Source organism: Streptomyces sp. NPDC005281 (assembly GCF_040607495.1).
Classification (GTDB): Bacteria; Actinomycetota; Actinomycetes; order Streptomycetales; family Streptomycetaceae; genus Streptomyces.
Window position 1 is genome coordinate 147,069 of the sequence record NZ_JBEXGX010000019.1, and the last position, 24,928, is coordinate 171,996.

General features: G+C 71.7%; 15 protein-coding genes. 10 read left to right on the top strand and 5 right to left on the bottom strand.

What is annotated here, in order from left to right:
- Positions 1-91 precede the first annotated feature (91 nt).
- On the bottom strand, positions 92-661 hold the full coding sequence (locus tag ABZV42_RS26045) for a WHG domain-containing protein (RefSeq protein WP_356053749.1): 570 nt from the start codon (positions 659-661) through the stop codon (positions 92-94).
- Positions 662-740: 79 nt separating this feature from the next.
- On the opposite strand from ABZV42_RS26045, the gene ABZV42_RS26050 reads away from it, so the two are divergent.
- Positions 741-1,232, top strand: a complete 492-nt coding sequence (locus tag ABZV42_RS26050; protein WP_355990298.1) for an FBP domain-containing protein — start codon at positions 741-743, stop codon at positions 1,230-1,232.
- Between the two features lie 238 nt (positions 1,233-1,470).
- Here ABZV42_RS26050 and ABZV42_RS26055 read toward each other — a convergent pair whose 3' ends face one another.
- The gene (locus tag ABZV42_RS26055; RefSeq protein WP_356053751.1) at positions 1,471-2,163 is read right to left on the bottom strand and encodes a hypothetical protein; all 693 of its coding nucleotides are present in this window, start codon (positions 2,161-2,163) and stop codon (positions 1,471-1,473) included.
- A gap of 408 nt (positions 2,164-2,571) precedes the next feature.
- Between ABZV42_RS26055 and ABZV42_RS26060 the strand changes: the two genes are divergently transcribed.
- The 3 genes from ABZV42_RS26060 (at position 2,572) to ABZV42_RS26070 (ending at position 5,669) form a co-directional block, all read left to right on the top strand.
- Positions 2,572-2,991 carry an ATP-binding protein gene (locus tag ABZV42_RS26060; protein WP_355990302.1) on the top strand — a complete coding sequence of 140 codons (420 nt, stop codon included), beginning with the start codon at positions 2,572-2,574 and terminating at the stop codon, positions 2,989-2,991.
- A gap of 139 nt (positions 2,992-3,130) precedes the next feature.
- Positions 3,131-3,655, top strand: coding sequence for a hypothetical protein (locus ABZV42_RS26065; RefSeq protein WP_355990304.1), 525 nt, complete (start codon positions 3,131-3,133; stop codon positions 3,653-3,655).
- 121 nt (positions 3,656-3,776) lie between these two features.
- Complete coding sequence (locus ABZV42_RS26070) at positions 3,777-5,669, top strand: glycoside hydrolase family 15 protein (RefSeq protein WP_355990306.1); 1,893 nt, start codon at positions 3,777-3,779, stop codon at positions 5,667-5,669.
- Between the two features lie 115 nt (positions 5,670-5,784).
- On the opposite strand, the gene ABZV42_RS26075 is transcribed toward ABZV42_RS26070, so the two are convergent.
- From ABZV42_RS26075 to ABZV42_RS26085, 3 genes are all read right to left on the bottom strand, one after another.
- A complete protein-coding gene (locus ABZV42_RS26075) occupies positions 5,785-6,606 on the bottom strand; it encodes a maleylpyruvate isomerase family mycothiol-dependent enzyme (RefSeq protein ID WP_356053753.1) in 822 nt (273 codons plus the stop codon).
- A 280-nt stretch (positions 6,607-6,886) separates the two neighbouring features.
- Complete coding sequence (locus ABZV42_RS26080; protein ID WP_356053755.1) at positions 6,887-8,113, bottom strand: carbohydrate-binding protein; 1,227 nt, start codon at positions 8,111-8,113, stop codon at positions 6,887-6,889.
- 198 nt (positions 8,114-8,311) lie between these two features.
- Complete coding sequence (locus ABZV42_RS26085) at positions 8,312-8,950, bottom strand: helix-turn-helix domain-containing protein (protein ID WP_355990312.1); 639 nt, start codon at positions 8,948-8,950, stop codon at positions 8,312-8,314.
- Between the two features lie 612 nt (positions 8,951-9,562).
- Here ABZV42_RS26085 and ABZV42_RS26090 point away from each other — a divergent pair.
- The 6 genes from ABZV42_RS26090 to ABZV42_RS26115 all read left to right on the top strand — a co-directional run bounded on the left by ABZV42_RS26090 (position 9,563) and on the right by ABZV42_RS26115 (position 24,734).
- Positions 9,563-10,984 carry a lipase family protein gene (locus ABZV42_RS26090; protein ID WP_356053757.1) on the top strand — a complete coding sequence of 474 codons (1,422 nt, stop codon included), beginning with the start codon at positions 9,563-9,565 and terminating at the stop codon, positions 10,982-10,984.
- A 180-nt stretch (positions 10,985-11,164) separates the two neighbouring features.
- Positions 11,165-14,119: a hypothetical protein gene (locus tag ABZV42_RS26095; protein WP_355988076.1), complete on the top strand. Its 2,955-nt coding sequence runs from the start codon at positions 11,165-11,167 to the stop codon at positions 14,117-14,119.
- A 113-nt stretch (positions 14,120-14,232) separates the two neighbouring features.
- A complete protein-coding gene (locus ABZV42_RS26100) occupies positions 14,233-17,082 on the top strand; it encodes a hypothetical protein (RefSeq protein ID WP_356053759.1) in 2,850 nt (949 codons plus the stop codon).
- A gap of 499 nt (positions 17,083-17,581) precedes the next feature.
- Positions 17,582-18,748, top strand: coding sequence for a serine/threonine-protein kinase (locus ABZV42_RS26105; protein WP_355988080.1), 1,167 nt, complete (start codon positions 17,582-17,584; stop codon positions 18,746-18,748).
- A gap of 223 nt (positions 18,749-18,971) precedes the next feature.
- Positions 18,972-22,790: a S8 family serine peptidase gene (locus ABZV42_RS26110; RefSeq protein WP_356053761.1), complete on the top strand. Its 3,819-nt coding sequence runs from the start codon at positions 18,972-18,974 to the stop codon at positions 22,788-22,790.
- 189 nt (positions 22,791-22,979) lie between these two features.
- Entirely contained in the window at positions 22,980-24,734 is a 1,755-nt protein-coding gene (locus ABZV42_RS26115; RefSeq protein ID WP_356053763.1) for a hypothetical protein, read from the top strand.
- The last annotated feature ends 194 nt before the right edge of the window (positions 24,735-24,928 follow it).

Genomic DNA, 24,928 nt, shown 5'->3' on the forward strand with positions numbered 1-24,928 from the left:
GTCGCCGGTGTCCGGGACAAGGCCCGTAGGTGCCGGGCGCGGGACCGGGAACGCGGGTGTTCTTCGTGCCCGGCCGGTGGAGGTGCGGGACTCAGGGCGCGGGCCAGGTGCGCAGGAGGGCGTCTAGAGCGTCCAGGACACGCGCCCAGCTTTCCCCCGAGTCGGGGGCGCTGTGGCTGAATCCTCCACTCATCTCCAGGCTCACATAGCCGTGGAACATACTGCCCAGCATCCGGACCGCATGGGTCTCGTCCGGTTCCGTGAGGTCGTAGCCCCGCAGGATCGCTCGCATCATCCGCGCGTGCCTGACGCCCGCGCTCGCCGCCGCCGTCTCCGGGTCGAGCCTCAGCTGCGCGGCGGCGTATCGCCCGGGGTGTTCCCGGGCGTAGTCGCGGTAGACGTTCGCGAAGGCGGTCAGGGCGTCCCGTCCCGCGCGTCCGGCCAGCGCCGCGGAGCCCCTCTCGGCCATTTCGTCCAGCGCCAGCAGGGCGATCCGGGTCCTGAGGTCCTGCGAGTTCCTCACGTGCGAGTAGAGACTCGCCACCTTGACGTCGAAGCGCCTGGCCAGCGCCGAGACGGTCACCTGATCGAAGCCGACCTCGTCGGCCAGCTCGGCTCCCGCCCGCGTCAGGCGTTCGGCGTTCAGTCCCGCGCGACCCATGGCCTACCTGCCCTTCCTCTCCTTGGCATAACCGATTATGCATTTGCCTAAAGTGTTTAGGCAAATTACCGTGAGGCTTATGAAGCCGTTGACCGAGCAAGAGATCCGTGCCGCCTTCGTGAACTGCACCAAGGGTGAGGCCAAGCGCCTCTCCGTCCCGCGCGACCTGGCCGACCGGCCCTGGGACGACCTGGACTACCTCGGCTGGCGGGACCCCCAGGCGCCCGACCGCGCCTATGTGGTGGCCGAGCTGGACGACGGCCTGAAGGGCCTCATGCTGCGCTGCCCCAGCGCGACGGTGGGGCAGCAGCGGCGCAGCATGTGCTCGATGTGTGTCACCACCCACACCGGAGGGGTCTCACTGATGGTCGCGGCCAAGGCGGGAAAGGCCGGGCAGCAGGGCAACTCGGTCGGCGCCTACATTTGCAGCGACCTCGCCTGCTCGCTGTATGTGCGGGGGAAGCGGGACGCGGGCATGGGAGGGCGGTTGCACGAGTCGCTGACCCTGGAGGAGAAGATCCGCCGGACCGTGGCGAACCTCGCGGCGTTCATCGACAAGGTGACGGCTTGAGCGTTGCACCAAGACCGGGGGCCTGAGCGGTGCGTCACGGCTGGGGCCTGATTGGAGCGTCAGGACGGGGGCCTGAGTGGTGTGCCGAGGTGACGGGCTGATCTGTGCGCCGAGGGACAGCCTGAGCGCTGCGCCCAGGTGACGGCCTCAGTGGTGTGTCACGGCGGCGGGCCGCGGCGCGAACGCCGCGGCCGTGGCACCGCACCTCACCGGCTCCGGCGGACCGGGGCCGACCGGTTCAGGCGCCGGCCGTCTTCGCCTCCGCCTTCACCTTCGCCTTGGTCTCCGCCTTCGTCTTTGTCTCCGCCTTCACCGGCTGTTCCACGACGGGCGACGCCACCGACGGCTCTTCGGCGTCGACGGCCGTGTAGAACACGGAACTGCCCTGCTTCGCGCGGTGGGCGTGGCTCTTGGCCACCAGGTTCTCGAGGGTGGTCCGGACGACGTTGGTCTGGATGCGGCGGTCGGGATGGGTCTGGCCCAGGGCCGTCGAGACCTCCGCGGCGGAGCGCGGTTCCCGCTGCTCCGTGAGGTAGCGGCGGATGAGCTCGATGAGAGAGGGGACGGTCGAGGAGGGCTTGGCCGGAGGCTTCTTGGCCGCGGAGGCCCGCGCCGCCGTGTCCTTCCCGGTGTCGGCCTTCCTGCTCCGGACGCGCTTGCCTTCGGCGGACTTGGCGGGAGCCTTCTGACGGGGCACCGAGGCCGCCGCCGTCGGCTCGGGGCCGGTCTCGGCGAGCGCGCCCGTGGCTCCCAGCGCCTGACGAAGGTTGGTGAGGACGGAGTGGTCGTGCCGCAGAGCGTTCAACTGCTCCTGCAACGCCTCCATTTCCGCACCGATGCGCTCCTGCTCCTTGGCGTTGCGCTCCAGGTCGGCGACCACCTGGGCCGTGTACTGCGATGTCAGTTCGGTGGGATTCTTGGTGTCGGGCACGACGGGACCTTTCTTCGGTGCGCGGTCGGTACATGAACACACCGGCAAGGTGCCTCGGGGCATGGCGTGTTGGTGTTGACCGGGCTGTATGGCTGGGCGACGCACTCGATGCGTGTGCCCCGGCTTACAGATAGTACGGACACTGTTGGCCCGTTGTTCCTTTCGCGTGCGGGTTCGCCCCAAAGGGGAGTTCGGGTCGTGCCGCGGAATTGACTCCCGCACATGTCGCGCGGGCTCCGTTCCGGGCACATGAACTCCTGCCCCAACTCGTCCGTGGCGCGGGTGAGGAGGGCCGTCGCGATGTGTGCGGGGCCCTTGGGCGGTGGTGACGACTGTACGGACGGCTTGCGGGTAGACGGGCCGGTACGAGAGAGCATGGACGCCCACGAGCGGAAGCGAGGTCGGGCGATGGCGGTCAAGGCGATGGGCTGGGCGCACTCGTTCCCGGTTTCCGGAGGGGTGAGCGCCGGGCGACGCTGGACCCGCGAACACCTGGAGTCCCTGGCGTGGACGGCGGAGGAGTCCGAGACGGTGGACGCCGTCGTACTGACGGTGTCCGAACTGCTCACCAACGCCCACATCCACGCCCACAGCGACGCGCATCTCGTACTCACCTGGGACGGCGACTGTCTGCATGTGAGTGTCCACGACGAGGACCCCGCACTGCCGCTCCAGCGGGACCCGGAGCCGGGGGCGGTGTCCGGCCGAGGGGTGGGCATCGTGCGGATGCTCGCCGACGAGTGGGACATGAAGTGCCAGCGGCACGGGAAGACGGTCACGGCATGTTTCCGCCCGGCCGGCACCCGGCGGCGCGGCCCCGGCGGCTGAGGCCCCCTGTCTCCTCGTCACCGGCCGCCCGTGCCCGGCGGGCCCGCCCGGACGGCCCACTGACTGCCCGTGCCCGGCGAGTCCGCCCGGCCGGCCCACTCGTCGGGCGCGGCCATGCCCCGCCGCCTATCTTGAACGGGTGAGTGGCTCCAGCGTTCCGCCCGAGGCCGGACATGGCACAGACCGGCCGGCAAGCCACCGAACCGACTACGCGGGCGCCATCTACGGCTCGATCCTCGCCGCCTCCGTGGTGGCCACGGCGGGAGCGACGGGGGAGTACCCGCGGCTCGAGACCGTCGTGCTGCTGGTGATCACCGGAGTGGTGTTCTGGGCGACCCATGTGTACGCGCAGATCGCCGGGGAGCGCATGGTCGGCCGGCCCTGGTCCATGCGCCAGATCCGCCGGATCGGCGCGCACGAGTGGTCCATCGTCGAGGCGGCAACCCTTCCCGCCGTCGCCGTGGCCCTCAGTGCCGTGTTCGGGACGAGTGTGAACACGGGCCTGTGGATCGCCCTGGCCGTCGCCGTGGCCCAGCAGGTCATGTGGGCGTGCCTCGGAGCCGCCCGGGCCGGCGCTCCCCGCGGGCTGGTCGTCGCCGAGGGCTTCGTCAACCTGGCCCTCGGACTGATCATCGTGGCCGCCAAGGTCGTCCTGAAGCACTGATCACCCGGCCCCGGAGGCGCGGCTCGGCCCGGATCCGGGTGCTCGAACACCCCGGACCTCGGCAGAGTCGTTAGCCTGGAGCGGAGGGGGAGGCTCGGGTGACGGCCCAGAGGAGGCCGGTATGGCCGGTACGGCAGACACGCATTCCGGGGTCGGAGCCGACGACGCCACCCATGGCGCGCCCGGTGGCCCGTACGGCACGGGCAGTCCCCGCTACCTGCCGATCGCCGATCACGGTCTGATCGGCGACCTGCGCAGCGCGGCCCTGGTCGGCACCGACGGCACCATCGACTGGTACTGCTGCCCCCGCTTCGACGCGCCCAGTGTCTTCGCCTCGATCCTCGACGCCGACCGGGGCGGCTGCTTCGAACTGGCCGCGGACGTTCCGGCGCGTACGAAGCAGTTCTACTTCCCCGACACGAATGTGCTGATCACCCGGTTCTTCGCGGACGACGGGGTCGGGGAGATCCAGGACTTCATGCCGGTCTTCGACGACTCCCGCGAGGCCGACCGGCACCGCCTGATCCGCCGTGTGGTGTGTGTCCGTGGAACGCTGCCCTTTCGCGCGCGAGTGGCCCCCCGCTTCGCCTACGGTACGGTCCCGCACACCCTGCGCATCGACTCCGGCCAGGCCGTCTTCGCCACGCCGGCGCTCAAGCTCGCCCTGACGGCCACGGTGCCCATCGAGGCCGCGGGGCACGACGTGTGGTCCCTGTTCAAACTGCGCGAGGGACAGTCCGCGGTCTTCGCCCTCGACCAGATCAGCGACGAGGTGGGCCCGCGGTTCTGCGCCCTGACGGAGGCCGAGGAGGGCTTCAAGGCCACCGTGCGCTACTGGCGGCGATGGCTGTCCCAGTCGCGCTACCGGGGCCGCTGGCGGGAGATGGTCCACCGCTCGGCCCTCACACTGAAACTGCTCACCTACGCCCCCACCGGCGCCATCATCGCCGCGCCGACCACCAGCCTGCCCGAGCGGATCGGCGGCGAGCGCAACTGGGACTACCGCTATGTGTGGATCCGCGACGCCGCCTTCTGCGTGTACGCCCTGCTGCGCCTCGGCTTCAAGGACGAGGCCAGGGCGTTCATGGACTTCCTCTGCCGGAACGTCCAGTGCGACATCCCCGCGGACGTCGGCCCCGAAGGCCCGCTCCAGATCATGTACGGCATCGACGGACGCCGTGACCTGCCCGAACGCGAGCTGACCCACCTCGAGGGCTACCGTGGATCAGCGCCCGTACGCGTCGGCAACGGGGCCGTCGGCCAGCTCCAGCTGGACATTTACGGCGCCCTCGTCGACTGCCTCTACCTCTACGACAAGTGGGGCGAGCCGCTCTCCAGCACGCACTGGGACAGCGTCGGCCGGATCGTCGACTGGGTGTGCGAGCACTGGGACCAGCCTGACGAGGGGGTGTGGGAGACCCGAGGGGGCCGCAAGCCCTTCCTCTACTCCCGCCTCATGTGCTGGGTGGCCATCGAACGTGCCATGCGACTGGCCCGGCACCGCGGCCTGCCCGGCGACGTCATCCGCTGGGGCACCGTCCGTGACGAGATCTACCGGCGGATCATGAGCGAGGGATGGTCCACCACCCGCAACGCCTTCACCCAGTGCGAGAACAGCGAAATCCTCGACGCGTCGCTGCTGATGATGCCGCTCGGGAAGTTCATCTCCCCGACCGACCCGAAATGGCTCGCCACCCTCGACGCCCTGGGCGAGGACCTGGTCTCCGACTCGCTGGTCTACCGCTACGACCCGCAGAGCAGCCCCGACGGGCTCAAGGGTGAGGAAGGCACCTTCTCGATCTGCTCGTTCTGGTACGTCGAGGCACTCACCAGGGCGGGCCGGCTCGACGAGGCCCGGCTCGCCTTCGAGAAGATGCTCACCTACGCCAACCACCTCGGCCTGTACGCGGAGGAGATCGGCCACACCGGCGAACAGAGCGGCAACTTCCCGCAAGCCTTCACCCACCTGGCACTGATCAGCGCCGCCTTCAACCTCGACCGCAGCCTCGGCTGACCCTCTCGGCTGTCCACCTCGACGGCCCCTCGGCGACATACGACCGTGGGCTCGGCCCGGCCGCCGGGCCACGCCCGAACCCCTCACGACCGCCGCGAAGACGCGGTCCGCGCGCTCAGGGAGCGGTGAACAGTCCGGGGAAGCGGGGCGCGAGCCACGGTTTGCGGCCCCGGACGAGGATGCGGCCGCGCAGCAGAGGGCTCACCTGGCCCTGGCGGCCGAGCGCCATCAGGAGGAAGGTGACCGGCTCGATGGAGATGGTGCAGTCCGGTCCGGCCGTCGGTCGCTCGTCGACGGTCACCACGCCGTCGGTCAGCGTCACGCCGAACGAGCCACCGCCCCACAGGCGGATGGCATAGCGGGCGTTCATGCCGGCGGTGTTGCGCGGTTCGGTCACGCGTGGCATCGCCCTGAGCAGGAACGGCAGGGCCAGCGCGACCCGGGCCCGGTCGAGCATGTGCGGCCGCCCCAGGGCGCGTGCCAGGTCGTAGCCGTGACCGAGCATGTGCGTGAGCAGGTACGCCCCGAGCTCCGGTGGACTCATCGTGCCCAGCGGAGTGACCACGGTCCCCTCCGGGGCGCCTTCCTCCAGGGCCTTCGCGCAGACCTCGGCGTGCTCGACGATCATCGCGGCCAGGGGTTCCGCCCGCCGCTCCGTGAATTCCGTAAGGGACCGCTCGTTGGCCTCGGCGAGGCTCTGGGGGGTGCCGTCCCCGTAGGGGCGTGGCTGTCCCGCGGCTATCTGGGCCATCAGTTCGTTGGCCAGGGCCAGATGCGCGGCCGCCTCGCCCGCGCTCCACTCGGCCCCGGGGATCCGGCGGACCATGTCGGCGTCGGTCCGCAGCAGTGCGGCGATGTCCTCGGCGGTCCGGCGTATCGCCGAGCCCAGTCCATCGGGCAGCGCCCTGCGCACGTCCTGCCCAGCCACTGAGTCCACGTCGTTCACCTTTCCCGCCGGCCCCGTGTCACCTCGGGCCGTGGGTGGACCGCGATGAAGCGAGGCGCCATGTGCACACCCGGCGTACAGAAGACCAGGCATCTGGAGCAGCGACAAGACCCTGAGCAGGGAGAACGCGTGTGGACGGCGTGACTTCGAGGGATAAAGCGGTCATTCGCCCCAGGGTCGGGACCCGGTGGAGCCGGCTGCCCGGGCGCCGGTGGAGCTGATGGAGCCGGACGGGACACTTGTGGGTGTCCCGTCCGGAGCCGGTCGGATGTCAGCAGGTGCCTTCGTCCTGCCACGGACCCCAGTCGACGCCGGTCGGCGTCTCGTTCTGGGTCCACCACTTGGCCTTCCAGTTGTGGTGGTTGTACGAGGCCTCGTCACCGGCGGTGTAGACCGTGGCCGAGCTCCACGCCGTCTTGCAGCCGCTGCTCGGCGGAGTGGGCGTCGGAGTCGGGGTGGGCGTCGGGGTCGGTGTGCCGGTGGGCGGGGTGGCGCCGGCGAACTTCACCGAGTACTTCGCGAAGTCCCAGGAGTTCTGGGCCACGCTGGAGCAAGTGCCCGACGTACGGCCGCCGTTGTCGGCGGGGGAGCACTGACGGTCGCGGTTGAGGGACCAGAAGGTGAAGCGGTCCATGTTGTGGCTCGTGGCGAAGTCCAGCACCGTCTGGAAGTCGGCCTGGGAGAAGTACTCGCCGCTGTCGCTGCGGCCGTTCATGCCCGAGAAGCCCTCGTGGGCGTACGCGGTCGCCTGGTCCCAGCCGAACGTCGACTGGAGAATCGTGTTGAAGTTGGCGAGCGCGCTGGTCTGGGACGCGGCGCCGTTGAAGCCGCCGTCGAACGGCATGATGGAGAAGTTGTTCGGGGTGAAGCCCTGCGACTTCGCCTCCAGCAGCATCTGCTTGCCGAACCAGCCGGTGCCGTCCGCCGTTCCGGCGGTGGTGACCGACACGTACAGGCCCGGGTTGTTCTGCTGAAGGATCTTGGCGGCGCCGATCTCGTTCTTGATGGCCGCGGTGTTCTCGTACTCCGGCTCCTCGAGGTCGAAGTCGATCGCGTGCAGGCCGTACTTGGTGATGACCTGCTGGTAGGCGGCGGCGGTGGCGGCCGCGTCCGAGCAGGTCTGGCCGAGCTTGGTGCCGCCGTAGCCGCCGATCGAGACGGAGACGTCGCCGCCCTTGGCGCGGATGGTGTTGATGACCGACTGCACGGCGGTGTCCGAGGACACGGCCGACGTTCCGCCCCAAGTGGGCGAGCAGCCGCCGCCGTTGGGGGCCAGGACGAAGGCGAGTTGGAACGCCTTGAGGCCGGTCGCGTCCATGATGGCGCCCGCGTCCGGCGGGTCGTTGTCGGTCGGCATCAGGTAGGGGGCGGCGGCGTACCACCGGTTGCTGAGTGCGGTGGTCGCGCCCGAGGCGCTGCCCGCGACGAGGGCGGTCGTGCCGACCGCGGCCAGGCTCACGGCGGCTGCCGCGCCCAGGCATGCGCGAAGACGTCTCACTGTGCCTCCAGAGGGGTGGGGGAGTCCCCAGCTTCCGGGCTCTGTCGCGATCACGTCAATATGTTGGACTAGACCAAATGGGTCTTTGGACTAGACCAGGCGAACTCTTTACCCGGCCGCACGTCCAGCGCCGATCCCACGCCGATCCCGCGTGGCCGGCGGCTCCAACTGACGTGTCCCGACGGGTGGTTGCCGGTGTCAGTACGGCAGGCCCTCCGACGCCGCGTGAAGGGCGGCGTGCAGGCATGCGGCCAGGTCCTCCTCCGAAGCCCGTGTCTCGTCGGCGAAACGTACGGCGAAGTCCTCCGCCGCCGCGCGTAGCGCGCCGTTGACGGTGGCCGCGTGCACCTTCACCCGCAGATCGTCGGCGCTCCCGCCACAGCGCCGGGCGAGGGCTTCGGTGAGGACGGGCAGCGCGTCGTCGTGCGCCTGGAGCCAGACGGCACGCAGTGCGGGCTCGGTGGGGGTCATGCGGATCAGGTCGAGCACCGCGGGGTCCGCGGACGGCAGGGTCCCGCGGCGGCAGGAGCGGATGAGGAAGTCCAGCAGGCCGGTCTCGGGCGGCCAGTGCCGCAGCTGATCCGTGGCGGCGTCGAGGCCCGCCGTGAGTAGCGGGCGCACGCAGCTCTCCTTGGTGGGGAAGTGACGCCACAGCGTGCGCGTCGATACCCCCACGGCCTGCGCGATCTGGTCCCCCGTGGTGCTGGTGACGCCCTGTGAGACGAACAGGCGCACGGCCTCGCGGGCTATCTCCAGACGAAGGGCTTCCTTGCGTCGTTCGCCCAGTGGCCGCCTCGCGGCCGCCGTGGCCCGGTCCGTGGGTGCAGCATCGCGCACCTCGCCCCACCACCCCTGTCTCTTCGACCGGAGGCAGCATAGCGAGCCGCTCGGAAATGACGCACGCAGACATCTTGTCACTGAGTGACATCCGCTCCTACTCTCCTGATGTGACTCGAGAGTAACTAGCGGGTGTCGAACGGGACTTCGACGTCCGCGGCTACCGAGCGCACACAGGAACAAGGCGGCACGGGACAGCGGGAGACAGCACCGAACGGCGGGGCCGCAGCCACGAGCCCCGGGCTCCGCCGAACAGAACCCAACCCTCACGGCCATACCGCCTCGCCCGGCGTCGTACGACGTGCGGGCGTACACCGAATCGCGCGCCGCCCAGCCGACGGCGCGCGGGCGGTCCCTTCGTCCTGTCCACCTCCGCGACGCGGCTGGGTGCGGTCCCGTGCTGCCCAAATCCGTGTCCGTGCACCGCACTTCCCCCCTCACCGGCCCCGAACCGTCACCGGCAGTCCCGCGGTGACGGCTCGGCCGGCTCCCCAGCCGCACCCGGCGTCACGCCATTGACGCCGAGACCCCAGCCATCACCGGCGTCGCGCCATCGACGCCGTCGGCCACCCGCACGACCCCCACGTTTTGACGAAGCAGGGAGTGAGCCGTATGGAACGACCCCACAACACCCGTCAGCCGCAGCCGGTGTCCGGCCGAGCCCCTCGCGCGGAGCGGCCCTCGTCCTCCACGCGCCCCGGACCCGCCGCACGCAACCGCGGCCGTCTCCTCGCCACCGCGCTCGCGGTTCTCGCCTGCCTGAGCGTCCAGGCGCTCCCCGCGGCCGCCGCGGGCACGGCGGACGTGGTGTCCCGAGGCGTGACCATCCCCTCGTTCTACACCCCGCCCGCGAGCCTCCCCGCGGCCAACGGCGCCCTGATCCGCAGCGAACCCCTCCCCCTCGCGCTCAGCCTGCCCGGTCTCGACGGCCCCCTCCCCGGCACCGCGACCCGCCTGATGTACAAGTCGACCGACTCCAACGGGCAGCCCGTCGCCGTGACCGGTGCCTACATCGAGCCCTCGGCCGACTGGAAGGGCGGCGGGCCGCGCCCCCTGGTGGCCGTGGCCCCCGGCACCATGGGCCAGGGCGACCAGTGCGCGGCCTCCATGGGCCTCCAGCACCCGATCACCTTCAACGGCCAGACGGTCTCGGTCGGTTACGAGGACCTCGCGATGTACCGGCTCCTGGCCTCCGGCGTGGCGGTGGTCGTCACCGACTACGTCGGGCTGGGCGCGACCGACCGGCTCCACACGTACGTCGACCGCCTCGACGGCGGCCACGCGCTGCTCGACGCCGTCCGCGCGGCACGCGGGCTGACCGGGGCATCGGTCGCCGCCGCCTCACCCGTCGGCCTCTTCGGCTACAGCCAGGGCGGCGGCGCCAGTGCGTCCGCCGCCGAACTCCAGCCCACCTACGCGCCGGACATCACGCTGGCCGGCACCTACGCCGGCGCACCGCCCGCCAACCTCACCGAGGTGATCAAGGGCATCGACGGCAGCGCCCTCGCCGGCGCGCTGGGCTGGTCCCTCAACGGCTTCATCCAGTCCGACCCCGACCTCCAGGCCTTCGCCGACGCCCACATCAACGCCGCCGGGAAGGCCGCGCTGAAAGACCTGTCCACGATGTGCGTCGGCGACGCGATCCTCGGATACGCGTTCAAGCGGAGCAACTCCTGGACCACGGACGGCAAGTCCGTCAGTGACCTCGTCGAGAGCACGCCGGCCCTCCGGGCCACGCTCGCCGACCAGCGCATCGGCAACCTGAAGCCGACCAGTCCGGTGCGCCTGGTCACCGGCGTCCAGGACGACATCGTCCCGCACGCCCAGGCGCGTCAACTCGCCGTCGACTGGTGCCGCAAGGGCGCCGATGTCACCTACGACGCCATCATCCTGCCGAACCTCGGCGACAAACTGGTCCTCAACCACGTAGCCCCTCTCATCACCGACCAGGGCGACGCCATCTCCTGGCTGACCGACCGCCTCTCCGGCAAGCGCGCCACCTCCAACTGCTGGACGATGCCCCTTCAGCCCTGACGCACGCGGTGCGGGCCCGGCGCCGAGCCACGGCGCCGGGCCCGCACCACCGCGCGTGTCCGATCCGAAAGACAAGCGGTCGTCATCGCTCAAGGAGTGCCTTTTAGTAGCAAAGCACCGTGAAAACGCCCGGAGATTCCTAGGCTCGCCTCCTGTTTCTCAGCAGCCGGGAGGACCCGCGTGCCACATCCCCATCGGACGAACGAGAACGATCTCGTCCTCCCCAGCGGTTTCGACGACATCGTCCGAGTGATCGACCGGTACGTCATCGACCGCCGGACCGGCGTCCAGCACAGGCGGCAGAGCCCGAGACACCGCCTGCCCGCCCTGCTCCTCACCCGTGAGCCCGCGGCAGAGGCGGCCACGCAGGGTGCGACGGCGACCGGCGCCGCGGCGCCGGACACCGGACAGGGCGAGCCCGACCCGGGACTTCCGGGCCTGGTGCACGTCTACCACCACCGCCTGGTGCGCCTGGACACCGGCGGGGCGGGCCACCTGGCCAGCCTCGCGCCCCACGCGATCGTCGACGAGGAACTGCTCGCCTGCGACCACCCCGCGGAGGACGCCGAGGGGCGCGACGGCCCCCACGTACGCCTGCTCGACCGGGTGGCCAGGCAACTGCGCGCCACCATGCCGGACGGGTCCGGCACCTTGCGGCTCACGGAGTTCGACGCCTGTCTCTCGGTGCTGCGCGCCGCCATCGTCGACGGGGACGTCAGGGACGAACGGCGGGCGCTGCGCGACCGGATCTACGACAAGTACGCCTGGAAGTTCGGGTTCGCCGCCGAGGTCACCGCCCTCGGCGAGGAACTCGGCGCCCGGCAGTGGTCGGCCATCACGAGACTGGTGACCACACCGCTGGCCTGGCTGTGGCGCTGGTCGTACGGCGTACGCGTCGACCGCGGTGCCCGCTTCCGGTGGGTCGGCGGCATGCTGGACGAGCCCGGGCGCAGCTTCCTCAACGCCGCCCTGTCCCTGCGCGACGCCCATCTGCGTTCCCGGGCCCAGCACAGGGCCGACCGGGAGGCACCGGCCGGCGCGGGGGACCCGGCGGCCTCGGCCAGGTCCGCGGCGTCCGCCGTGTCGGCCCGTGACGAGGCCGTGGTCCGACAGGTCCTGCTGACCGCGCTCATCCACGACCTGGCGCGGGCCGCCCGCCCGCCGGTATGGAGCGCCCGCAGGCCACGGCGGCGATGGCCGTTCGTCCTGCTCCTGCCGACGGTCGGCGGCGACGACTCCCCGAGCCGCAAACTCCTGAACTCCTTCTCCGCCGTGTCCGAGGAGACCGCGAGCTGCCCGATGCTCGTCCTGGGCGCGGCCACGGCGGACATCCCGCCGTACGCCGTCGGCCTGCCCCGGCCGGGCATCCCGGGCCAGAACGCCCGGCCGAGCACCTACGGCGCGACGGCTCAGGCGGTGGCCTCAGTGCTCGCCGCGGGTGCTTCCGGGCAGCCGGTCGAAGCGGTGCGCGCGGTGCCGCTGTCCCGGGTGCCCGACAACGGGACGAGCGCCGAACGGCCCGCGGTGCAGCGGACCGTGCGCTCCCGCGAGCGGCGTGGGAGCGACTGGCTGCGGCCCGCCGTGGCGGCCGTGGCCGTGCTGGCGGTGCTGGCTGTGGTCGCCGCCGGACTGACGCGGGTGCCGGGGCTCGGCGGGACCCGGCCCCGCGCCGGAGCCGGGCCCGCGTCCCACGCCACCGACACCTGGTGTCCGCGGGTCGGCACGGGCGAACGCGTGGGGATCACCGACGGCAGCGACGGGTGCGAGCTCGCCCATGGCCTGTACGCATCCGAACTGCGTTCCCTCGAAGCCCGGTTGGGCCGCCAGAACGCGGAGGTCGACCGGACCGGGCCCTATCGCACCCTGGTCTTCTTCGCTCCGCTGAGCGTCGGCTCCACGTCACGCCGGACCGTGCCGACGGGCTTCCAGATGCTGCGGGGTGCCCTGCTCGCGCAGAAACAGGTGAACGACCTGAACCTCAAGTCCCAGATGCCGATCCGGCTGCTCGTCGCCAACGCGGGGGAGTACTTCACGTTCGGATCGCACGGCGGACTGAACAGGAACAACCACACGCGTGTCGACGTGGCCCGCATGATCGTCGACCGCATCCACCGGGACCATGTCGCCGGGGTCATCGGTCTCACCCAGAGCCGTCCGGAGTCCCTTCAGGCCGCCATCGAACTCGACGCCCAGGGCGTCACGGTGCTCGGCACCGGTGTCTCGGGCCAGCCCATGGTCGAGGGCGACTCCCCGGTGTCGTACTTCCAGCTCTCGGCACCGGACGAGCGGGTCGCGCGCGTCATGGCGTCCTTCGCCCGGCGCTCGCCCCGGCTGGCCGCCCTGACCAAGATCCCCCGGGGGCACACCGCCCCCGCCGCGGTCCTGGTCTTCGACCCGCACGACACCTACTTCAGCGCGGACCTGAAGAAGCGCTTCACCGACGCCTACGGTTCGGCGGGGCCGGTCTATCCGGTTCCGTACAGCGAATCGGGCATTGACAGCCAGACGTCCTCCGTCGCGGCCGGTATCTGCGCGCTGATCCACAGGACCGACGGCTTCATCCTCTACGCGGGCCGGGCCGGCGTGATGTACGACCTGTTCTACAACCTCCAGAACGACAAGCAGTGCAGTACCCACCGGGGCCGTATCGCCGTGCTGTCCGAGAGCGCCGCTCCCAGTCTGGTGCTGCATCCGGAGCTGATGGCGCAGCAGTACGGCTCGCTCGCTCTCTTCTACAACCAGTTCAGCCTGCCCGGCGACAAGGGGGCCTTCGGCACCGACTTCCGCAAGGCCTACGACGTTTCCCCCGACAGTGACGCCGCCGCCGGCTACGACGCGCTGAAGGTCTTCTTCAAGGTGATGAACGAAATCGCCGTCACCGACCCGCAGTTCACCCCCAGTGCCGTGGTCACCTTCCTCCAGTCGACCGGAGTCACCGACTACGTGGGCGAGTCGGGGATCATGACCTTCGGAAAGGGCCACAAGTATCCGGTGAACAAGGAGATCGACGTCCGGGAGATCACCGGGAACGGCACCAGGATCACCGACCTGAGGTGCGGAGCCGTGGCCGCGGAGGAGGACCCGGTGACGCGCTGGGGACCCTCCGGCGACTTCCTCTGCCCCGAGGACGACTGAGGACGGCCACACGTCACACGTCCGGGCAGGGACATGAGGCAACCCTCCGGCTTTCTCCTCCGTCCTCGTGGGACGGGGGGAGCGCTTCGGGACCAACGGGGCGACGGGGGTGAATGCCGACCAGGAGGAGAAGAAACTTGTTACGTGCCCGGCGAATAGCGGTCGCCGCTGCGGTGTTGCTCGCGGCGTTCGCAGGATCACCAGGACCGACCCAGGCACAACAGGCACAGCAGAACACGGCCGGACCCGTGCGGTCCGCGGGACCGGCACCGGACGCGGACACCGACGACGCGCTTCCCGCCGGGTGGAGCGTCACCGGCGAGGGAGCGGCGCGACAGCTGGTCTGGCGCTCGGACAAGCCGGTGCCCGTCAGCGACTCGGGCGTGGCCTTCTATTCCGGGGACCGGCTCCTCGGCCGGCCCGTCGGCGCGCCGGACGGCCGTTCCTTCCGGCTCGCTCTCGGCCCGGAGCGGATCGGCAAGGGCTCCGGACTCCAGGCACGGACCGGCGGAAGGCGCCTGGACGCGGCGGGCGCCGGGCAGAACAGGCCCGACCGGCCGGAGGGTCCCGGGGAACGGCCCGGACTGTCGGCCCGGCCCTCGGCCCGGCTTCCCGTGAACGCCGTGGACCCCGGCAAGGCGGGCTCCTACCGGACGGCCACCGGTGACTACAAGCTCCCCTCGGTCCGTCTGCCCGGCCTCGCCCAGCGCGTGGAGATGCGCGCCGTGGTGGTCGCGCCCGTGAACGCCCGGGGACACCGGCCGCTGGTCCTGTTCCTGCACGGCCGCCACGCCACCTGCTACACCGGCCGAGGCCACGACACGAGCGGCGATTGGCCCTGCCACGCGGGTGCCCGGCCCATCCCGAGCTACCGGGGGTACCTCGCCGACCAGAAGCTGCTGGCCTCGCAGGGATATGTGACCGTCTCCATCGCCGCCAACGGCATCAACGGGCAGGACTACGCGGCGGAGGACGGCGGCGCACAGGCCCGGTCCTCCCTGGTGCGGCAGCACCTGGCCCGCTGGGCCGGCTGGTCCGCGCGCCCGTCCTCCGCGCCCCCGATCGTGCGGCGGACGGCCTCCGCCGACCTGTCGCGCGTCCTGCTGGTCGGCCACTCGCGCGGCGGCGAGGGCGTGAACCGAGCCGCGATGGACAGCCTGTACGGCGCCCCGGCGGACCAGGACGGCTATCGCGGGCCGGTGCGCTGGCACATCCGCGGCACCGTCCTCATCGGCCCCACCGTCTTCGGGCAGAACCCCACGCCCGACGTGCCCTCGGCGACGATCCTGCCCGGCTGCGACGGTGATGTGTCCGACCTCCAGGGCGAGATGTACCTCGACGCGACCCGCGGAGTCAGCCGAGGCGCCGCCCTGCACAGCGCCGTCTACATGGTCGGCGCCGACCACAACTTCTTCAACAGCGAGTGGACACCCGGCCAGGCCCAGGCACCGGCGGAGGACGACTTCTGGAGCGGGGACCAGCCCGACCGGGTCTGCTCGCCGGGCACCGCGACGAGGTTGACGGCCCGTCAGCAGCAGACGGCCGGCGCGACCTACATCGCCGCCGCCGCGCGGCTGTTCGTGGCCGGTGACGACCGGGTGCGGCCGCTGCTCGACGGTTCGGGCCGGCGCGCGCCCTCCGCCGGTCCCGCGCGGGTACTCACCCACGCGGTCGGCGGACGCCGCACTCTGGCGTTCCTGCCGGACGGGCGGGTGTCCGTCGACGGGGCCAGGCTGTGCGAGGAGGTGACCGAGGTCGTCTCCGCGGCCTGCCTCGGCTCCGGCGGGGGCGGTGTCTCGCCGCACTTCGCCTCCTGGGCGCCGTCCAAGGAGCCCGCCAGGCGTGCCGTGGCCCTGCGGTGGACGGCGGCCGGCTCCACGGTCAGGGTCCGCTCGGCGAGCCCCGTCCGGATCGCCGGCTCCACGGCTCTGGCGATGCGGCTGATCGTTCCGCCGAACACCGGGGGCACCCGCCTCGACATCGGACTCACCGACACCTCCGGCCACCGGGTGAACCTGGGACAGGTCCGTCTCGACGGACTGCCCGGAACCGACCGCACCGCCTCCTACTGGGGCCAGGAGGTCCGGCTGCCGCTGGCCCCCGCCCTTCGCGCGGGAGTCGACCTCGGCCGGGTGAAGTCCCTGGAGATCGTCCCGCGCACCGGCTCCGGGCGGGCGTGGCTCGTCGACTCGTGGGGGTGGCGCGCCGGAACCCCCGCGGTGAGGGCCGCGGACCTGGCACGCGTCGACATCGGCCGGCTGACCGTCGCCGAGGGCGACACCGGGGTGCGGACGTACCACGTGCCGGTCACGGTCACCGGGCACGGGAGCGGAACGGTGCGTCTGTTCGTCGCCGATCCGGACACGGGCCGGACCACCTCGCGCGAGGTGACCGTACGTCCCGGCGGACCGGGCCCCGATGTACGGGTCGAGGTCAGGGGCAACACGCGCTACGGCTACGACGTGTCCCACGACATCTTCGTGAAGGCGGTCCACGGCGCGGTGACCGGTGCCTACCGGGGTGGTGTCACCGCGCGGAACGACGATCCGGCGCCCACCGTCGAGGTGACCCCGGCCGCCGCCGAAGCCACCGAGGGCGGGCACCTGACCTGGCGGATGTCCCTGTCCGCGGCGGCAGACGTGGAGGTCTCGGCCGGGGTCGTCGTCCTGCCCGTCACCTCCGGTGCCGAACTGTCCACCACCGACGTCGATCCCGAGTGGCTGATGCTGAACTCCGGCGAGGGGCCGCAGCCCTCACGGCCCCTGTCCCGGCTGCGCGGGCTCTCCCTCTACGCCGCCGTCCCGCCCGGCGACACGAGCGCCGAGATCACCATTCCGGTCGTCTCCGACACCGTGACCGAGCCGGCGGAGACGGTACGGCTGCGGCTGCGGTTCTACGACGACGCGACCGGCACGCGCCACGACGGGCCGGAGTTCACCGGCACCGTGCACGACCCGGCGTAGCCCGCCGCCCCGCCCGCCGGCCGGATCGGGTCCCTCCGGGGAACGCCCGTACTCCGGACGGCGGGCCTTGGCGGGTGCACCGGCCCGCACGGCGAGCGTGCGGGCCGGTGTTGTCGGGGCAGGTGGTGTGCAGTGTGAGCCCGTAGCGGTTCAGGATCTCGTTCACGGGCTGGTACCAGGTCTGGCCACCGCCGGTGCGGTCGCTCGACGCCGCGTGCGGCCGTCTCCCGGGCGAGCCGGGCGGTCGCCTGCCGCCTGGTCGGTCCGCCGTGTCGTCGGTGAAGGCCCTGGAGCGGCTTTCGGGGTCACGTTCGGTCAGAGTCCGGTGGCACACCGAAGGGTTCTCCGCGATCTTGTGGTCGAAGGTGAACAGCGTCTGATCACCGTCGTGTTGGCAGTAGGCTCAACCTGCTGCGGCGCCCCGATGATCACTCATGCTCGGTAGGGAATCGACCCGTGGCGTTCGATGAATTCCCAACGGCGTGAGGACGAAGCACAAGTGCTGATAGCGGGGCGGTATCGGCTCCAGACCACTCTCGGGCGGGGTGCGATGGGGGAGGTGTGGCGTGCCTACGACGAGATGATCGGCCGGTCCGTAGCCGTCAAACTGCTTCTCTCCCAGGACGCCGACCCGACGGCCGCGGCCCGGTTCCGTCTGGAGGCCCAGACCGCGGGCCTGCTCAACCATCGTCATGTGGTGGGCGTTCTGGACTTCGGGGCCTATGAGAACCGGCTGTTCCTCGTGATGGAGCTGGTCGAGGGCGACAGCCTCGCCGGTGTCCTCACCGGCGCCGGGACGCTCCCCGCCGACCGGGTCGCGCGGATCGCGGCCGAGGCCGCCGCGGGGCTGGCGGCGGCGCATCAACAGGGCATCGTGCACCGGGACATCAAGCCTGGCAATCTGCTCCTGGACGCCGAGGGAAGTGTCAAGATCGGCGACTTCGGGATCGCCCGCTTCATGGACGATCCGGCGGGCGGTCTGACCGCGACCGGGCAGATCGTCGGCACCAGTCTCTACCTTGCTCCCGAACGGGCCCTCGGCAAGACCGCCGGGCCGCCGTCCGACATGTACTCCTTGGGCTGCGTGCTGTACCAACTCCTCACCGGGCGGCCGCCGTTCCAGGCGAACAGCCCCGTCGCGGTCCTCCATCACCACCTCGACACCGCCCCCACCCCGCCGAGGGAGCTCGGCGCCGATCTGCCGCCCGCCTTCGAGAACTACCTGCTCGGCCTTCTCGCGAAGCAGCCCGGGGACAGGCCCACCGCGCTTCAGGCGGCCGCCTGGTACAGCTCGGGCGCCTGGCAGGGGCGTCCCGAGCCGCTCCCGGCCGCGCTGCCGGAGCCGGGGCGTCACCGGCAGGAGACGAGGGCCACGGGGCCCGCGACCACGTACGCCCTGCCGTCGGTCATGCGGGACACCGCCGGTGGCGGCCACCGGTCGCGCCGGCGCCCGCGTTCGGGGGTCGGCGAACTCCTCGCGGACCGGAGGCGAGTCGTGGGAGCGGCCGCCGGAGCCGTGGTCTTCCTGCTGGCGGTGCTCGTGGGTGTGGCGATGTTCTCCCCCGACAGCAGTTCCGCGGAGACCCCGGAGCCCGGTTCGACCGGCGGGGTCAGCACGTCAGCGCCCGCAGCCACGGTGCCGGCCGGCTCTCCGGCCGGCTCGTGATCCTGGCCGTCGGGCAGAGGCAGGGGGCGGCGGGGGCAGGGGGCGGCAGGGCGGACCGAGAGGTGGGCCGGGGCCGTGGACCGGCGGGGCCAAGAGGGCGGCGAATGAGATAACTCCCCTGTATTTGTGGGGAGTTCGTCGATCTGGCACATGTGAGACGTGGCGCTTTCGTGCCATCGGCCCGCTGTTCCCTCCGCAGGTCCGGGCCGGTAGAAAACGCTCCATGATCTCCCGCATACCTTCCCGCCGAAGAAGCCGAAGGCCGCTCGCGGCCGCGGCCGGCACCCTCGCGGTTCTGACGTCCCTGGCCTCGCCACCCGGCCTCGCACAGGCCGACGTGCCATCAGCCACCTTAAAAGCGAACCCTGTTGCGGCCGCCGGCTCCGGGCAGCACACCGTCACCCTCCTCACCGGTGATGTCGTGCACGTCACCGGCCCCGCCGGCGGCGAGCAGACCGCCGACGTGACCCGCCCGCCCGGCGCTCTCGGAGGCGTGCGCACCGAGACCGTCGGCGACGACCTCTACGTCTACCCGGACGAGGTACTGCCCTACCTGGCCGCGAACCGGCTGGACCGGCGGCTGTTCGACGTCACCGCCCTCATCGAGCAGGGCTACGACGACGCCAACAGCGACGGCATCCCGCTGATCCTGGGCTACGGCTCGAGCACGGCGCCGTCCACCCAGGTCACGCCCGGCGGCGCCACGCGCCTGCGCAACCTTCCCGCCATCCACGCGACGTCCGTCCGCGCCGCCAAGAAGCAGACCCGCAAGCTGTGGCGGTCCGTCGCGCCCGCGGCCTCCGCCGGCGCCACCGCGCAAGCCCCGAACGGTGCGGCGTCCGCCGCTCCCCGGCTCGGCGACGGCCTGTCCAAGATCTGGCTGGACGGCCGGGTCGAGGCGACCCTGAAGGACAGCACCACGCAGATCGGCGCCCCCGACGCCTGGGGCAAGGGCCTCGACGGCAAGGGGGTCAAGGTCGCCGTGCTGGACACCGGCGTCGACACCCACCACCCCGATCTCGCCGACCGGGTCGGTGAGTCGCAGAGCTTCGTGCCCGACGAGACCGTCGAGGACGGGCACGGCCACGGTACCCACACCGCCTCCACCGTCGGCGGCAGCGGCGCCGCGTCCGACGGCGCCGAGAAGGGCGTGGCACCCGGCGCCGATCTGATGATCGGCAAGGTGCTCTCCGACGAGGGCTACGGCCAGGACTCCTGGATCATCGCCGGAATGGAGTGGGCCGCCGGGCACGGCGCCCGGGTGATCAGCATGAGCCTGGGCTCCTCGGAGCCTTCGGACGGCACCGACCCGATGAGCCGGGCCGTCGACCGCCTCACCGACGAGACGGGCGCGCTGTTCGTGATCGCGGCCGGCAACTCCGGCGGCGAGGGAACGCTCGGCAGCCCCGGCGCCGCCGACGAGGCGCTGACCGTCGCCGCCGTGGACTCCGCCGACAAACGGGCGTACTTCTCCTCCCAGGGCCCGCGCTACGGCGACTACGCCCTCAAGCCCGACATCTCCGCCCCCGGTGTGGACATCCTCGCCGCCAAGGCGGGCGGCAGCGCCGCGACCGGCTGGTACCGGACGATGAGCGGCACCTCCATGGCGACCCCGCACGTCGCGGGTGCCGCCGCGATCCTGGCGCAGGAGCACGCGGACTGGAAGGCGCGGGAACTCAAGGACGCGCTGATGAGCACCTCCAAGGAGCTCCCGTCGTACACCGCCTACCAGGTGGGCAGTGGCCGCGCCGATCTCTCCGCCGCCACCGCCGCCACGGTGACCGCGACCGGTTCGGCGTACTTCGGCATGGACGCCTGGCCCCATGGGGGCGAGCGGCCGGTCGACCGCACGGTGACCTACCGCAACACCGGTGACGAGCCGGTGGAGCTGAACCTCGCGCTGACCGCCTCGGTGGGCGGCGGCCCGATCGACGTCGATCCGACCGCCGACAAGGGCAAGCCCGCGCCCGAGGGGATGTTCGCCCTCTCGGCCGACACCGTTACCGTGCCCGCGCACGGCTCCGCCGACGTCACCGCGATCGCCCGGCCGGACCTGGGCGCCGACGGCCGCCGCTACCTGGGCCAGATCACCGCGACCGACTCCACCGGAACCCCGCTCGCCCGCACCCGGGTCGGCCTGTACCGCGAGGACGACCGTCACAATCTCCACCTGACCCTGAAGGACCGTTCCGGCAAGCCCGCCGCGGGGTACGTCGAGTTCCAGCGCCTCGGCGACGAACTGGGCCCCTGGGTGCAGTACGTGGACGACAGCGGCGTGCTCGACCTGCGGCTGCGCACCGGCACCTACAGCGTGCTGACCTACCTGGACGTGTCCGGCGCCCACGGCCCCGACTCGGCCGGCATGGCGCTCATGGGCGACCCGGAGATCGTCCTCGACCAGGACCGGGACGTCGCGCTCGACGCGCGTCTCACCCGTGAGGTCCGCGCGGAGGTCCCACGCCGGACCGAGGACCGGACGCTGTCCATGAACTGGTACCGCGCCGCCTCCGCCGACGACTACGGCAAGGTCGACGAGCAGTACCTCCTCTCCGCCAAGTACGACACCATGTACGTGCTGCCGACCCGCGAGGTGACCCGGGGCGACTTCGAGTACGAGACCCGCTGGCGCAAGGCGTACCCGCTGCTGTCGCTGTCCGACGACGGCCGGCCGGTCGAGCTGGAGGGCCAGGGCGGATCCTCCCTGTACGACGGGAACAAGCGCCTGGACGTGGTGTACGCGGGCACCGGCACCCCCGCCGAGTACGCCGGACTGCGCGGCAAGGGCAAGATCGCGCTGATCACCCGTTCGGACGGGCTGACCGGTTCGCAGCGGGCCCGGGCAGCGGCCGACGCCGGTGCCGCGCTGCTGATCGTCGTCAACGACGGCCCCGGCAAGCTCTTCGAGTACGTCGGCACGGGCGACGGCGGCTACAGCGCCGTCCCGGTGGCCACCGTCACCGCCCGCACCGGTGCCCCGCTGATCGCGGACGCGAGGAGCGGCCGGCTGCGGCTTCACGCCGAGGGCGTGCCCGACTCCCCGTACGTCTACGACCTGTCGGCCCCGCACCCCGGCCGGATCCCGTCCACCGGGCTGACCTACCGGCCCCGCCCGTCCGACCTGGCCACCGTGGACATGCGGTTCCATGGTGGCGCCGGCACGCCGAGCGGCGAGTACCGGACGGGCTGGCGCCCCTACCGCCAGTACGGCTCCGGCTTCCTTCAGCGCCTGGACATCCCCGGCACCCGCACCGACTATCTCTCCGCGCAGCCGGGCACCGCGTGGTCCGAAGGCGTCAACACCGGCCCGCAGCTGGTGCTTTCGTCGCAGGAGGTGCGAACCGCGTACGAACCGGGCTCGTGGCAGGTCCGCGACTGGTTCGGGCCGGTGACGCGTCCCGCCAACGGCGGCACCTACTGGTGGTCGCGTCGTGACAAGGGCTCTCTCGCGTTCAACGTCCAGCCCTGGTCCGACGGCGTCGCGGGGCACGGCGGCGTCATGCAGACGGGTGACAAGCTGAGCCTGAAGGTCTATCAGGACGGCATCCTGCGCAAGACCACCACCTCGCAGGCAGCCAATCTCTACCCCGTCCCGACCACACCGTCGGTCTACACCTTCGACCTCACCGCCGAGCGCGCCGCGGACACCTACCGGCTGTCCACCCGCACCCACTCGGTGTGGCAGGTGAGGTCCGACCCGGTCACCGACCCCACGAAGATCGACCGGATGGCCGTGCTCCAGATGGACTTCGGCATCGACACCGATCTGGCGGGTGACGCTCGTGGCGGCCGCCAGACACTCAGGCTCACCCCGCGTCACCTCGACGGCGCGGAGGGCGCCGGGAAGATCCAGGGTGCCACGCTGTCGGTGTCCTTCGACGACGGCGCGACCTGGAAGCCGGTCACGGCAACGGGCAAGTCCGGTACCTGGAGCGCCTGTTACGACGCCCCCCACCACGGCTATGTCTCCCTGAGGGCCGAGGGCTGGGACGACGTGGGCAACCGCATCAGCCAGGAGGTGATCCGCGCGTACGGCCTGAAGTAGTCCGCGAACGGAGGCTGTCGAGCCCGGCCGCCGGTCGCCCGCCGGCGGCGAAGGGGGGTGACAGCCTCCGTACGCGTGGGCGGTCAGGGCCGTACGCAACCCGATCGACGGCCGGTTTTCGTACTTTTGGGGCAACCAATACGGGTGCTCGGTCGTCCTTTGGACGAGGATCCCGGACGGGAGGCGCCGATGGGCCTGGTGCGTGCACTGCTGCCGTTGTCGCGGGCTGCTGCCCGGCTCGGCCCGGGTCCGGGGCGGCGGCTGCTCGGCGCCGCGCTGACGCGCTGCCTGGCCCCGGACTGGGTGCTGCTGCGGCCACCCCCGCCGGGGCGCCGGCTGGCCTGGGCCGAGGAGGCGACGGCCGTGTACGGGGCGCTGGCCGCGGCCGAGGGCGCCCGTCCGCGGGACCGGGACCTGCTTGCCCGCAGTCTTGTCTGGCACGCCTACACACTGATGCTCGTCAATCGCTGCGAACAGGCGTATTCGGTGCTGGACGCGTCTTCGGCCGTACCGGGCGCGCGATGGCCGCCGGCGCAGCGGGCTCTGCGACTGCATCTGCGGGCACAGGCACAGTTCGGCCTGGTGCGACTGGACGACGCGCTGGGCACGGCGGGGGAGTGCGTGGCCGCCTACCGCGGTCTCGTCCCCACCCGACGGGACCGGACCCTGGGCGGTCTGCCGGGCGCGTTGCGCACCCAGGCTCTGGTGCTGGCCGCGTTGCACCGTACGGAGGAGTCGGTGGTCGCGTACGAGGAGTGCGCCGGGCTGGTGCGGGACATGTCCTTGCGCGATCTGAGCCACACGTTCCTGGTGCGTGTACGCGCGCTGTGTGAACTCACCTCCGGACTGGAGGCTTTGGGCCGGTACGAAGAGGCACTGTCCGTCGGCCGCGAGGCCCGGGACGCCGCCGACCCGGTCATGCTGCGGGTCGCGCCCGAGATCGTACGGCCGTTGAGGGTGAAGCTCTTCGTGGACCTGGCCCGTTGTCTGCAAGTGACCGGAGACCTGGCGGCGGCACGGACGACCGCCGCGGAGGCCGTGGCCGAGGCCCGGACCCTGGCGGCCCGGGACCGTACCGTGGGTGAACGGCTGCTCGTCGCGGCGCTCGACCGTCTCGGCGAACAGCTCGGTGAACTCGGAGACCACGAAGCTGAGTTGACCGCTCGGCGGGAGGCGGCGGAGCTTTCCGCCGCCCTCGCCTCCGAACGGCCGGACGTCTACGACCCTCTCCTCGCCGTCTGTCTCGAGCGGCTGGCCGACTGCCACAAGGCGGTGGGTGACCATGGTGACGCGGTCCGGGCGGGTGAACGCGCCGTGGCCGCGTACCGGCGCGCCTCGGACCGCGACCCCACGGCACACGAGGCACGACTCGCCCGTTCACTGGCGGACTTGAGCCCGCTGCGCCTGGACGAAGGGGACCTCGACGGCGCGATCGGGGCCGCCCGGGAGTCGGTCGCTCTCACGCGCCGCCTGACCGAGTCCGACTGGGCGGTACAACAGCCCCTGACGGCCCGCCGTCTGCGGGTGCTCGGCCGCGCCCTGCGCCGCGCGGGCGACCACGGGGCGGCCGTCGCCTGCTACACGGAGTCGGAGTCCATCCTCGTCGACGAATCGACGGGCGCCGACGCCGGCCGGTACACGGCCTCCCTGGCCGCGGCACGTGTCGGTCTCGCCCGCACGCTCGACGCAGAGGCCCATGCCCGCCTGGCCGACGACCGGGCCGACGACGCCGTCGCCGCGCTGCGTTCGCTGCTCGCGCTCACCCGCCGCACCGCCCAGACGAACGTCCACGCACTCTGTGTCACCTCGTTCGCCGGAGCCCGCGCCGAGTACCCGGAATCGGTCGTGCCCGCCTGGACCCGGGCGACCGGGCAGGACTTCCCGACGTTCGTCTACCGCCTGTCCGCGACCGTGGGCGGGGAGCCGGCGCCGGGCGGAAACTGAGCTCCGGGGTCCCATCGGGCGGATCCGCGACAGACCGGGCGGATTGCGCTCAGAAAGCGGAACGCTCCTTCTTAAGTGCGGGTTAAACGCGTCTTAAGCAACCATGGGCGTCATCCGCTTCAGCAAGTAAGCCCAGGTCAGGGCGACTTGACGCCCATTGGTGACAGTTGGCCTCTCAACAACTCGTGCGTAGC